The organism is Mycobacterium alsense (genome assembly GCF_002086635.1).
Lineage (GTDB): Bacteria > Actinomycetota > Actinomycetes > Mycobacteriales > Mycobacteriaceae > Mycobacterium > Mycobacterium alsense.
In genome coordinates, this window is sequence record NZ_MVHD01000083.1 from 1 (window position 1) to 12512 (window position 12512).

The 12512-nt window shown below is 67.6% G+C and carries 12 protein-coding genes and 4 tRNA genes; 7 read left to right on the forward strand and 9 right to left on the reverse strand.

Translation table 11 applies throughout. From position 1 onward, the window contains the following. The 4 genes from BST11_RS25635 to idi form a co-directional block, all read left to right on the forward strand. On the forward strand, window positions 1-552 hold a 552-nt coding region (locus tag BST11_RS25635; RefSeq protein WP_211284790.1), incomplete at its 5' end, for a hypothetical protein. A 231-nt stretch (window positions 553-783) separates the two neighbouring features. Next, window positions 784-2337, forward strand: a complete 1554-nt coding sequence (locus tag BST11_RS25640) for a long-chain-fatty-acid--CoA ligase (RefSeq protein ID WP_083141016.1) — start codon at window positions 784-786, stop codon at window positions 2335-2337. 156 nt (window positions 2338-2493) lie between these two features. Beyond that, window positions 2494-3423: a heme o synthase gene (locus BST11_RS25645; RefSeq protein ID WP_083141017.1), complete on the forward strand. Its 930-nt coding sequence runs from the start codon at window positions 2494-2496 to the stop codon at window positions 3421-3423. Window positions 3424-3429: 6 nt separating this feature from the next. Then, window positions 3430-4032, forward strand: coding sequence for an isopentenyl-diphosphate Delta-isomerase (idi, locus tag BST11_RS25650; RefSeq protein WP_083141018.1), 603 nt, complete (start codon window positions 3430-3432; stop codon window positions 4030-4032). Here idi and BST11_RS25655 read toward each other — a convergent pair. The 9 genes from BST11_RS25655 to BST11_RS25695 all read right to left on the reverse strand — a co-directional run bounded on the left by BST11_RS25655 (window position 3967) and on the right by BST11_RS25695 (window position 11834). Further along, window positions 3967-6312 carry an ABC transporter permease gene (locus BST11_RS25655; protein WP_083141019.1) on the reverse strand — a complete coding sequence of 782 codons (2346 nt, stop codon included), beginning with the start codon at window positions 6310-6312 and terminating at the stop codon, window positions 3967-3969. The genes idi and BST11_RS25655 overlap by 66 nt on opposite strands. Before the next feature lie 2 nt (window positions 6313-6314). Beyond that, window positions 6315-7037, reverse strand: a complete 723-nt coding sequence (locus BST11_RS25660) for an ABC transporter ATP-binding protein (RefSeq protein WP_083141025.1) — start codon at window positions 7035-7037, stop codon at window positions 6315-6317. Window positions 7038-7067: 30 nt separating this feature from the next. After that, on the reverse strand, window positions 7068-7925 hold the full coding sequence (locus tag BST11_RS25665; protein ID WP_244897781.1) for a class I SAM-dependent methyltransferase: 858 nt from the start codon (window positions 7923-7925) through the stop codon (window positions 7068-7070). 85 nt (window positions 7926-8010) lie between these two features. Beyond that, the gene (locus tag BST11_RS25670) at window positions 8011-8400 is read right to left on the reverse strand and encodes a PAS domain S-box protein (RefSeq protein ID WP_244897782.1); all 390 of its coding nucleotides are present in this window, start codon (window positions 8398-8400) and stop codon (window positions 8011-8013) included. A 136-nt stretch (window positions 8401-8536) separates the two neighbouring features. Continuing rightward, window positions 8537-9364, reverse strand: coding sequence for an enoyl-CoA hydratase/isomerase family protein (locus BST11_RS25675; RefSeq protein WP_083141021.1), 828 nt, complete (start codon window positions 9362-9364; stop codon window positions 8537-8539). Between the two features lie 36 nt (window positions 9365-9400). Further along, the gene (locus tag BST11_RS25680) at window positions 9401-9694 is read right to left on the reverse strand and encodes a hypothetical protein (protein WP_083141022.1); all 294 of its coding nucleotides are present in this window, start codon (window positions 9692-9694) and stop codon (window positions 9401-9403) included. Between the two features lie 43 nt (window positions 9695-9737). After that, window positions 9738-10478 carry a GNAT family N-acetyltransferase gene (locus tag BST11_RS25685; RefSeq protein WP_083141023.1) on the reverse strand — a complete coding sequence of 247 codons (741 nt, stop codon included), beginning with the start codon at window positions 10476-10478 and terminating at the stop codon, window positions 9738-9740. A 312-nt stretch (window positions 10479-10790) separates the two neighbouring features. Continuing rightward, complete coding sequence (locus BST11_RS25690; RefSeq protein ID WP_083141024.1) at window positions 10791-11522, reverse strand: siderophore-interacting protein; 732 nt, start codon at window positions 11520-11522, stop codon at window positions 10791-10793. A gap of 237 nt (window positions 11523-11759) precedes the next feature. Then, window positions 11760-11834: transfer RNA gene (locus BST11_RS25695), tRNA-Val, on the reverse strand. A gap of 177 nt (window positions 11835-12011) precedes the next feature. On the opposite strand from BST11_RS25695, the gene BST11_RS25700 reads away from it, so the two are divergent. The 3 genes from BST11_RS25700 to BST11_RS25710 all read left to right on the forward strand — a co-directional run bounded on the left by BST11_RS25700 (window position 12012) and on the right by BST11_RS25710 (window position 12276). After that, window positions 12012-12084 (forward strand) — tRNA-Gly (locus BST11_RS25700). 29 nt (window positions 12085-12113) lie between these two features. After that, window positions 12114-12187: transfer RNA gene (locus BST11_RS25705), tRNA-Cys, on the forward strand. A 14-nt stretch (window positions 12188-12201) separates the two neighbouring features. Then, window positions 12202-12276 (forward strand) — tRNA-Val (locus BST11_RS25710). The last annotated feature ends 236 nt before the right edge of the window (window positions 12277-12512 follow it).

Below are 12512 nucleotides of genomic sequence, written 5' to 3' on the forward strand. Positions count from 1 at the left end.
CCTCCCCCTCCGCCTCCGCCGCCTTCGCCCGTCGGGGTGCCGGGCCCCTGGGACCAGGTTCGCCCCTATGTGAACAAGGCGCGGGACGACGGTCGGCAGTTCTGGTCCGCGCAGCCTCGGCAACGAAAGATCATCTTTGCCGCGGCGGGCGCGGCCGTCGTTCTCGTCGCCGCCATCATCTTCTTTGCGGCCGGACCCTTCGGCGGCGGAAGCCATGCAGTGGACAAGTCCTCACAGTCCTACAAGATGGGCCTGGAGAGCGGCACCCATGGCGACGCCGAGATGGCCGCCTTCGGATACTTCAGCATCAGCGAAGCGCGGAACATGGCGCCGGTCTCACACCAGGAGGCGTGCGAGCAGGCGTTCAACTCCGCCAACAGCCCATTCACCCGGCCAGAGGGCGGGCTCAACAAGACGGACTACATCGCTGGCTGCATGGACGGACTCGACCAGAACGCCGAAAAGCGCAACGCAAACACCCCGAATACTGTGGTGCCGCCATCGAAAAAGGGCAGCGATGGCCGCACGGTTCCCAATACGCCGGGCTCGTGAGGCGCCCGATCCGCGGCTAGCGGTCAAACGAGCCCAACGGCGCCAACCCGATGACGAGGCCACTCCCGAGGTCGGTGACGCGGGCGAACGATCATGAACGCCCGGGACGACGCCGGGCGTTGACAACGTTTGTGGCACAGTCCCTTTGATCGGACTCCTCCGCCCCCTCGGGCGCGCGCGGGACCCGCAGTGCACACTCGGAGGGAACAAACTCATCGCAGCGGAGGGGTTATGCCAGCGGAGACCACGTCCAGCACGACGGAGACGCTCGCCGGATTCGTCGAGCGTCACGCCCGGCAGCGGCCCGACGGCATCGCGATTCGCTACGGCGACCGGCAGTGGTCGTGGGCGCAGTGGGCGGAGCGGATCCGGCGCGCTGCCGGGGTGCTGCGCCAGGCCGGCGTGCAGCGCGGCCAGTGTGTGGCGTTCCTGGACAAGAATCACCCGGCATGCCTGGAGATCCTCTTCGCCGCCGCATCGATCGGCGCGGTGACCACGGTCGTCAACTGGCGGCTGACCGGCGACGAACTCGCCCACGTGCTCGAGGACAGCCGCCCGCGGCTGCTTTTCGTCGGGGCCGAACTGCGCCCGGCGGCCGAGGCGGCCGCCGGGCGGGTCCCGGGCCTCGAGCGGTTGGTGGCGATCGACGACGAGTACGAATCCCTGCTCGCCGCAGCGACACCCGCGCCACCCGCCGACGTCGACGAGGACGCGACCGCGCTGATCATCTACAGCTCCGGCACCACCGGGCGACCCAAGGGCGTGCTGCTGAGCCAGCGCGCGCTGGCCAATCACGCGGCGAACCTGGCGCCGGCGTTCCCGTTCGCCGACGGGGACGAGAACCTCGTTTGTATGCCCCTCTTCCACGTGGGCGGAATTGGGTACGCCCTGTTCGGGATCCGCGCGGGGGCGCCGACGATCATGACCCGCGAACCCGACGCGGCGGCCGTGCTGGGGGCGGTGCGCGCCGGCGCGACGCACGCGTTCTTCGTCCCGCCGGTGATCGCCCGGTTCCTGGACGCGGACGAGGCGGCGATTTCCGTGATCTCGGGCCTGCGCTACGTCGTGTACGGAGCCGCGCCCATGCCGTTGCCGCTGCTGCAAAGGGCGCTCGACACCTGGCCCGGCACCAGCTTCGTGCAGGTGTACGGCCAGACCGAACTGTGCGGGGCGGTCACCGCGCTCGGCGACGCCGACCACCGCGACCCCGACCGGCCCGGCCTGCAGCTGTCGGCTGGAAAGGCGGTGCAGGGCTGCGAGATTCGGGTCGTCGATCCGGAAACGGGAGCCCGGCTGCCCGCCGGGAAGTCGGGTGAGATCTGGGTGCGCAGCAACCAGAACATGAACGGCTACCTGAACCGGCCGGAGGCGACCGCCGAGACGATCACCGCCGACGACTGGGTGCGCACCGGCGACGTCGGGCGCCTGGACGCCGACGGCTACGTCTACATCGAGGACCGGCTCAAGGACATGATCATCACCGGCGGCGAGAACGTCTACGGGCCCGAGGTGGAAAGCGTGCTGATCGAGCATCCCGCCGTCGCCGACGCCACGATCATCGGCGTTCCCGATGACTACTGGGGCGAGTCGGTCAAGGCGATTGTCGTCACCACCGACGAGGTGGATCCCGGCGACATCATCGAGTTCTGCCGCGGCCACCTGGCCGGCTACAAATGCCCGCGCACCGTGGACTTCGTGCCGGCGCTCCCCCGCAACCCCAGCGGCAAGATCCTCAAAGCCGCGCTGCGCGAACCGTATTGGCGCGACCGCGCGCGCAAGGTCTGAGACCTTTCGAGGCCTAGAGCCGTCCCTCGACGCGCAGCTTCGAGGGCATCCCGGCGTTGCCCACGCGCGGCGTGGACGATCGGATACCCGATGCATTGAACGGGAACCGCCCATCATTCGTCTTCTGAATGTCGGGGAGTATTGGGGAATGCCGCGGTGAGCATTACTGACGGGGGCGTCGTGTCGAGGCGTGGCCGCATCCGCGCCACGTTGTTCGACTACCTGGCCCTGACAAAACCAAGAACCATCCATCTCGTGGTGGGCGCGATTCCCGCGATGTTGCTCGCCGACCGCGGCGTCGTGGCCACGTTGCCGATAATCAACACGCTCGCGGGCGCAATACTCATGACAGCGGGCGCCAACACGCTGAATTGCGTCGCGGACGCCGACATCGACAAGCTGATGAAACGCACCGCAAACCGGCCGTTGGCACGCGGAGCGCTCTCGACCCGCCTTGCCCTGATGTTCGGGTTGGCGCTGAGCGGCGCGGCCTTCATCTGGTTGTGGTTGACGACAAACCTGTTGCCCGGCCTGCTGGCAGTGGCGACAATCGCGTTCTACGTGTTGGTCTACACCCTCCTGATCAAGCGGCGCACCTCGCAAAACGTCGTTTGGGGCGGCGTCGCCAACGGAATGCCCGTGCTGATCGGCTGGTCCGGTATCACCGGCGGCATCGGGTGGCAGGCAGTGGCGATGTTCGCGATCATCTTCTTCTGGACGCCACCGCACAGCTGGGCCTTGGCCATGCGCCGCACGGACGACTGCCGTGCCGCGGGCTTGCCGATGCTCCCGGCCGTGGCGAGCGAACGCGTCGTCGCCAAGCGGATCGTGGGATACACGTGCTTGACGGTGTTGGCGACTCTTTTGCTGGGGCCGGCCACCGGCTGGTTGTACGGTGCGGTCGCATTGCTCGCCGCTTCGTGGTTCCTTGCGATCGCCTACCAACTTTACGTCCGGGTGCGTAGCGGCGAGCCGGTCCAGCCGGTCCGGTTGTTCCAGCGGTCCAACAACTTCCTGTCCGCGGTGTTCCTCGCTCTCGCGGTCGATTCGGCGCTGGGGCTGCCGACGCTGCTGGGTGCGGGCTAGACGGCCATGCACGACGAGGAACAGCTCATACTCGTGGACGGCGATGACCGCGAGATCGCCTCCGTGCCGAAGGCCGATGCGCACCTCGGCAGCGGAGTATTGCACCGTGCGTTCTCGCTGTTCGTCTTCAATCCCCAGGGCGAATTGCTTGTACAGCAGCGCGCCCCGGTCAAACGGCTCTGGCCGGGCTACTGGTCCAACACCTGCTGCTCGCATCCCCGCCGCGGCGAGAAGATGCAGAGAGCCATCGTCCGCCGCCTGCGGGAGGAACTGGGCATGACGGCGGAGCTGCGGTTCCTGTTCAAGTTCGAGTACCACGCGCAGTACGACGCCCACGGCGCCGAGCACGAGCTCTGCTCGGTCTACGCGGGGTGGAGCGCCGAGCGGCCGTGCGCGAACGTCGACGAGATCGCGGCCTGGCGCTACGTGGCGCCGCAGGCGCTGCAGGCCGAGATCGTCAGGGCCCCCGAGAGATTCACACCATGGTTCAAGATTGAGTGGGCGCGCGTATTGCGTGCCCATTCATGGGTGCTGGCCGCGAACTTACTGCGAACGCTCCCGGACAACTCTGCCGACATCGATCCGTTTGATCAGGCGGGCCGCGGGTAGCTGCGAAACCGCGGCGGCGGCCGTGACGGCGACCGCGGCGAGAACCAACGTCATGGCGCCAACAGACAGATGGAGGCTGAACAGATCGTTGTTGAAAGAGCGCAGGAACAGCCATCCGGCGCCGACGCCGGCCGCGAGGCCGATGGGGACGGCGAGCAGCGTCACGGCGAGGTTCTCGATGGCCACGGTGGCGGTGAGCCGTCGGATCGGCGCACCGGTCGCCCGCAGCGCGGCGAGTTCGCCGGTTCGTTCCGCCAGGTTGATGGTCATCGTGACGTAGATGACCGTGAACGCGAGCAGGGCACCCAGCACCAAAGTGGCGCCGGCGAATGCCCAGAAGATGACCAGGTAGCTCCGGAGTTGGTTTTCGACCGCATGGGCATCGGTGTAGGCGACCACGCCGCTCAGCCCGGTGGCGCCGGCCCGGACTCGATCGCGGTCCGCCCCGTTGTGGAAGCGAAGCAGGTACCCGCTGGGTTGGGCATTCGTGAGCGATCGAGCGGTGTCGTTGGTGGCGTACAGTGCAGTGCCCAGCGGTTCGTCCACAAGCCCGGCGAGCCGTATGGGCCGGGCCGGCCCGGCGCCAGGAGCAACGGCCAGGTCATCGCCGACGCGCACGCCAAGCTTTTTCGCAAGGGCCGCGCCGGCCAGAACGCCGTCGGCAGGCAGTGTCCGGAAGGTGCCATTGCGGTCGCGGAATCCGTGCATGACCGTCGTCGATTGAAGCCCCGTCAGCGATGTCGGATAGGTTCGGCCGTTGCCGACGACGGTGACGCGTGCGATGGTGGCCGGTTCGACGACCGCGACGCCGGGCAGCGAAAGCAACTGACGGCCCACGTCATTCGCGCCAGGCGCGACGAGGACGGTGGCATCCTGACGCTGCACCTGGTCGAACTCGACGTCGACCATCGTACGCACGCTGGTGAGCATGGCGCCCGACGCGAGGATCAGAACCAGCGCGAGCACGCCGCCGATCATGGTGGCCGCCGTGCGGCGTCGGCTGCGAGTCAGGGAACGGAGCGCCATGCGGAGCACGACCGGGATCCGCGTCCACCGGGCGGACACACGGGTCAGCGGGCCTATGCGGATCGGACGGACGTCGTCGCCGCGCATCGCCTCGGCGGGTGCGGTCCGGGAGGCTGCGAGCGCGGGTTTCAGGCCTGCGATCACGCCGGTGACCAGCCCGAGAGCGAAACCGATGATGGCGGTGGGGATCCGGTGCTCGATGACGGTGTCCGGAAGCTTCAGGAGTGAGGCGTAGGCCTGGGTGTAGGCGGAAGTCGCCACCCCACCGACCAGGACGCCGGCCAGTGCGGCGAAGGTTGCGACGACCGCGCCGTACCACACGTAGTGCCGCACGACCGCACGTCGCCGTGCGCCCAGCGCCAGGAGGGTACCGATGACCGCTCGCTCGGTGTGCACGAGGCGCGTTGTCAGCAGGTACTCCACAATCGCTGCGGCGCCCAAGAACAACGCGGGAAACCCGATCGCCATGACGCGAAAACCGTTGAAGTTCTGTCGAAGTGCGACGTTGGAGGGTTGATCGCCACGGTCTTCGATACCCGTGGAGCCGGCCGACCACAGCAGGCGGGTGACCCGGTCGCGATCGGATTGGGTAGCGCCGCCGGTCATCCCGACGAGTAGCTGATTGGGCGCCGCTCGTGCCGACAGTGTGCGGGCCAGTGATTCGGGTGCGAATACCACGGCGAACGAGTGGGGATCGGCGAGGAGGTCTTGGCGGTTCCGCGCGGGCCAGAGATACTCCGGAGACTGCACGACTCCCGAGACGATCACGTCGCGCCAGCCCCTGTCGCCGAACACCCGAATGCGTTCGCCCGCGGTGAGGCCGAACGTGTCGGCGGTATGCCGCTCGACGGCCACCTGGTCAGAGGGCGCGGAATCGGGTAGTCGCCCGGCGATGAGGTCCAGCTCGTTGATTCCGCGCTCGGTTTGCGGTGGGATTCCGACGACGCGGCCGACGAGTTTGGTGTTGCCGAGCATCAGCGGTCGATCGGCCTGGGTGCGGGTCGCGATGCGGTCGACGCCGGCGGCGCCGCGGATCGCCGCGGCGATCGTGTCCGGGTCACCGCCTGTCGCCGTGAAATCGGCGAAGTGCGTTCGGGAGTAGGTCCGGTCGTAGGACGCCTGTACGTTCCGAAAGGCGTCGTAGCTGGCGACGAACAGCAGCACCCCCAGCATCACCGTCACCGCGATCGCGGCGACCTGCGGCAGCCGCCGCCGCAAGTCGCGCAGGGCCTTCTTGTGCAGTGCGGTGCTCATCGTCACCATCGAATGGCCGCGGCGTCGACGGGTGATGTGTTGCGTTCCGTGGACACCACGGCGCCGTCGCGCATCCGCACGACGCGATCGGCGACCTCGGCGGTGGCCTCGTTGTGCGTGACCATGACGACGCCGCATCCGGCAGCGCGACTGGTCTGTTGCAGCAGCTCCAGAACGCGACGCCCGGTCGCCACGTCCAGCGCACCCGCCGGTTCATCGGCCAGCAGCAGGTCTGGATCGGTCGCCAGCGCGCGGGCGATCGAAACCCGCTGCTGCTCACCACCCGACAGCGTTGCCGGGAAATGTGCGGCACGATCCGACAGGCCCACCGCGGCGAGCAAATCGGGAACTCGACGGCTATCGCCCCGGCCGGTGAGCTCCATCACCACCTGCACGTTCTCGTACGCGGTGAGAGTGGAAATCAGGTTGAAGAATTGGAATACGAAGCCGACATGCCGGCGGCGGAATTCGCCCAGAGCACGCGTGTGTTGCCCCGAAATATCCTGTCCGGCAACAATTATTGTGCCGCAATCGGCAGATTCGATGCCGCCGATGACGTTGAGCAGCGTTGTCTTGCCTGACCCGCTCGGACCGAGTATCGCCGCGAACTCGCCGGCGCGGATATCGAGATCGACCTCACGCAGCGCGGCGACAGCGGCCGCGCCCTCGCCGTAGGTTTTGCTGACGGCGCGTAGCCGGACTCCACCGCGCGGACGTTTGGTCATCACGAGCCTGCACGGTGGGGCAGCGACGCCCTAGAAGCCAATCGCCCTGCCTTCTGCCCGCCAGCTGGTCGATCGGGTGTGCCAGGGATCGCCGGCCTCCCCGGGCCGGCGTGCCATGACAAATTGCGAGATTCCCCGCAATTGCTGGTCGATATCGGTCAGCCCGGCGGCCGAAAGGAAGGCCGGGATGGTGGCGCGGTCGAACACTCGCACGCCGCACAGTTCGGCGCCAAGCTCGAGACCCTTGCGTATCAATAGGGATTCGCGACCGTAGGTCGTCATCACGGCAATCCGCCCACCGGGCGAAAGTACCCGAATCATCTCGTTGAGCACACTGATCGGTTCGCGGATGAGGTGCAGCGCGGCAAAGCAGCACACGACGTCGAAGGCGCCGTCGCTGAACGGGAGGCTGAGCGCGTCGGCGCGCATGTAGACCGCGCGCGCACCGCTGTTGTCACGCACGGCGCGCTCCATCATCGCGGTCGAATTGTCCAACCCGATGACGAACCCATCCCCGCTGAGCTGATCGGAGAAGAAGCCGGTGAAGTTTCCTGGGCCGCATGCCACGTCGAGCACACGCTGGTCGCCACCCAGATGCAGTGCGTCGGACGCTTTTTGGCGCTCGGCATCGATCGAGATGCCGTGTAGCCGCATAATCGCGACCATGACCGGACGCCAGAGACGCTCATACAGCGCCGCCACCGTGGGGCTGTGCATGAAACGCTGCGCAAGACCCGGGCGGGCCGGGACATCGGCGCCCAGCAAGTCGGTGAAACCGTCGCGATAGCGCATCGAGCGCATGACATCGTCGCGGATCAACCCGCGCGCCAGCGCCGGCGACCACAAGGCATCTGGGACGACCTTCGCCCCGGGCTGTTGGGCGGTCATGATCTAGGCACGCATTCGACCGTTCGATGGTTCACCGACTCCGGCAGAAAACTTCGCCTCATGTTCGAACGCCCGGGCGGCACCGCTACCCGGTTCGGGCCCGGCGCCAGGCGCGATGTGCGAAATTGAGCGGTGCGAGCACGGCTTCCCATAACTTGCCCCGCCAGGGAGCCGCGACACCGACGAAGGTGACCACGGCGCCGTCCGCGCCCCGGCTCTGTCCCGGTACCAAGTCGATGATCGCGTGGGCAACGACGATCCGCCCGTCTTTGCGCAAGGCCGGGACCTTGAAAAGCTTGCGGGGCAGTCGGCCGGTTTTCATCGCGAGATCGAATCCCCACCAATGCATGGGCCGGAGGACCGTCGGGATCACGACATTAAGGCTTCGCCCCAGCGTGTCGCCCGACGAATGACCGACGACCTCGGTTACCGCATCACCCCATTGATGGATGATGCCCTCACGGTCGACGGTCACGGTTGTGCGATGGTCATGGGCCGCCCCGGCAGCGTCCATACCGTGATCACGGCCAGGCGTGTCGCCGGGTTCACTCGCTCCCGCGCCAGCACTGCCGATTCTTCGTCATCGGCGTGGGCGAGCGGGTCGGCGTGGCCTACAGCCGTCCCTCGACGCGCAGCTCCGGATGCACCCAGTCGGGCGAGCGTCGCTCCTTGAACGCGCGGAAGCCCTCCCTGGCCTCGGCGTCGGTGAGGCTGGCGCTCATCCCGATGCGGTCGTAGAGGCCGAGGTAGTTGTCGATGCTGGACTTGATGACGCCCCGTGCGCGCGGCGCCGTCCGGCACGCCTGCGCCAGTATGTCTTTCGCCGCGGCGAGCAGGCCCTCGTGCGGCACCACCCGGGTGACCAGACCCCAGTCCAGGGCCTCGGCCGCGGTGAGCACCCGGCCGGTGAACATCAGGTCGCGGGTGCGCACCGGCCCGATGAGCCGGACGAGCATCTGGCTGTAGTAGGTGTCGGCGTAGCCGCGGAACAGCTCGGGAACCCGGAAGGTCGCCCGCTCGCTGACCACCGACATGTCGCTGCACAGGGCGATCTGCATGCCGCCGCCCTGGCACAGGCCGTTGACCGCGGAGACGACCGGCTTGGCCGAGGTCCGCACCGCGTCAAAGGGCGTCACGTCCATGCCCAGCGCCGCGCCGAAGGTCATCCAGTCGTCGGCGCCGCCCCCGCCGCCCATGTCGCCGCCGGGCGCGAAGACGTCGCCGGTGCCGGTGATCAGCAGCCCGGCCAGGTCCGGGTCCTCGTTGACACGCCCGACGGCACAACGGATCCCGAAGTACATCGCGGGGGTGAAGGCGTTGCGAGCCTCGGGGCGATCGATCGTGCAGACCGCGATCGGCCCCTGGCGCTCGAAGGTCAGATACGGCGTGCCCAGCCAATCGCCCTCGGGCGGGCGCGGGGCGCTCTGCGGTGTCGTCACGGTCGCAACTGTAACTCTTTCGGTAGGCGGCCCGGCCTACCGATATTGCAGCGAGGCGGTCGCGGTGGTTTCCGTGGCATCGGCGATCACCGCGGCCAGCTTGTCCTGCAGCGCGGCCGTGGCCTCGCCCACCGGTTGGTCGCAGAAGCGGCAGTGCGTGCTGAATTGCGGCTGTTCGTCCTCGTCCGGCCAGAAGCGGCGCGGGCCCACGGCGGCGCCGGGGTCGTACTGGACCGCCTGGTGCGGGGCCTCCTTGAGGATCCTGCCGACGGGATGGCGTTGCGGGCATTCGAGTTTCAGCACACCGATCCCCTCTTGGTTGCCGACCATCGTCGCCCTCCTTCAGTGAGATTTGCCCACGAAAGCGTTCCCATTATTCGCCGAGCCCGGGGATCTCGATGCCCGCGTAGTCGCCGATCGGATGCAGTGGGACCGTTTCGCGGTCGCGGTACCAGGCCAGGAGCCGCTGCCCTTCCGCGTCGTCGGCCCGGGGGAAATCACCACCCTCGCCCGAGTCCCTGAAGTACTCGAGGATGAACTCCGCGAGATGCGCTGCCGGAACACAGTTCTCGGGGGCGATCGCCTCGCCCCCCGTGTTCAGGACGGTCAGGAACAAACCATGGACGCGATTTTTTCCTCGGTCGAGCCGCGGCTGGAAATACGGGCCGAGCACCACCTGCGCGCCGCGCCGCGCGTAGAACGCCGCCCGCCGCTTGGGGTCGGTATCGCCGATCACGGGGTGGCGGCGCGGATCTTCGACCTCGGCCAGCACCAGCGCGGCGTCCGGCTGCCCGTACCACCTCCGCTCGGCGGCGTCCATCAACGCGTGACCGATGCCCCCGCCGCGAAGCCCGGGCCGCACCGCGAGGTAGCCGATCAGCAGCACCCGCGCCCACGGATAGCTGTATCCCACGACGCAGCCGACGGGCGTTTCGCCGTCGAACGCGCAGAGCCCCCTGGCCGCCCCGCCCTCGGCCAGTCCGCCCAGGATCGTGGGCAGCGGATCGAGCTCGTCCGGCCCGAACGACGGCGCGAGGATGCCGCGATAGATCTCCTCGACGACGTCCGCGCTCAGCTCGGAGCGCACGTCTCGGACCCGGATCCCGGTGGCCACCCCCTGATGCTGCCATCATTTTCGTGCACTCCATGGGATGTTCGGTGCGCTCTAGGCCGAGCCTCCCCGGGTGTCGGCCGCCGCACGCGCGGCCCTGGACTTGCGCTCGAAGCCACGCAGTCACAGGGGCCACATTGGCCACTGCCCGGCGGACACACCCTTATTGCCCACCTCATAGCGACAACTTCTGCGCCGTACGGCTTGTCGCTATGAGGTGGGCAAACCCTCGACCGCCCAGCGCAGGGACTGATGTGACGCTTGTGACCACAGCAAGGCCCGACACGGAAGGACAGCCGTCCCCTCCGCCGCCGGTCACCCCATGGACCGCCCCACCATCCAATAGGCACGCGCCGCAATGGATTTCCGCGGTATGCCGAAGTCTTTTTGCAGAACGCCTTTCACCGCCCGTGTGGTGCGGCTGTCGCACGCCACCCAGCCGAAGTGGTCCCGCGCGTCGAAGGCGGCAGCCTTCACCTGCCGCACCAGGGCTTCCCCCTCGTCCTCGCGGTCCACCCACGTGACGTCCGCGTCGCGAGCCACCGGAAGGACTTTGTCGTCGTCGTAGCCCGCCTCCAGGAACACGTGGGCGGGGGCGCCGTCGATCGCGTCGAGCAGCGAGTTGATCGCCGGCAGCGAGGCGCTGTCGCCGACGATGACGTACCCGGCCGGGGGCGGCTCGGGGACGGCGAACTTGCTGCCCAGCACCGTCACCGCGATGGAGTCGCCGGGCCGTGCGGCGCGCGCCCATTGCGACGCGATGCCGTCGTGCAGGGCGAACTCGACGTCGACGGTGCCGGCTGCCGGGTCGGGGTCGACCAGCGTGTAGCCGCGTTGGTGCAGCTTGTCGCCGTCGGCGAACCACATCCGGACCCACATCGTGGGGTGCAGCTGGTGGTCCGCGAGCATTCCGCCGGCGTCGAAGCTCAACCGCAGATAGTGCGGGGTGATCTCGCGCCGGGCCGTCACGGTGTATCGGTAGTCACGGGCACCCATCAGCTTGAGCACCGCACCCGTGATGCCTTGCGGCGCCTTAGGTTCGGTCATGTGAGGCGAACACCCTCCCGTCGCGTGGATTGAGGTTAGGCAACCTATCTATCGGCCTGGTGTCCTTCGTGGATACCCGGCGGGAAGCGATGTAGTAGCCGAATCGCCAAGCAAAGGGAGTGACGATTAGGGCCGGCGAGACCGTCAGGTGCGCGCCGTCAGCACAGCTGGGACGGGTTCCTACCTGTTATCTGTGGCCAGGCTGGAGGCCCGAGGTGCTGGAACTTCCCTCTGACTTGGTGGTCCCGGCTGGGATCGAACCAGCGACCTTCCGCGTGTGAAGCGGACGCTCTTCCACTGAGCCACGGGACCCGGCGCCGAGGGGCGAACGAGGTCGAAGGGTAGCACGAAGCCGGCATCGCCGAACGCGCCACGTGCGTCGCGGGGCGCGCTAGCCTAGAGCGGCAACACGACCAAGAGATTTGTGCGGGCCCGCTGAGGTGGACTATCGTCGTCCTTCGCAACGGGCGACGATCTCGGCCGTTGCGCGCGGATGTAGCGCAGTTGGTAGCGCATCACCTTGCCAAGGTGAGGGTCGCGGGTTCGAATCCCGTCATCCGCTCGAAGGTGCAAGTGGCATCAATCCCCCGCGGTGGAGTGGCCGAGTGGTGAGGCAACGGCCTGCAAAGCCGTGCACACGGGTTCGATTCCCGTCTCCACCTCCAATTTTGTCCCCCAGGCGCGATTAGCTCAGCGGGAGAGCGCTTCCCTGACACGGAAGAGGTCACTGGTTCAATCCCAGTATCGCGCACCACGTTTTACGTGCGTAGATGGTGTATCGCTTCCCGCTTCGCACCACATATGCACCACAACGTAGATGCAGGTCAGGGCTCCGCACAGTATCAGTGAGGAGAACCCAGCAATGGCCGCAGCTACCGAGTCGCAACCCGACTTGTCGGTGCCTGGAGCGACTGTGGACTTCCCCCCAACAGGAAGGTCCGCCATGCTCACCCTCGCCAACATCCCAACCCTCCCGACCCCTGTCCTCAT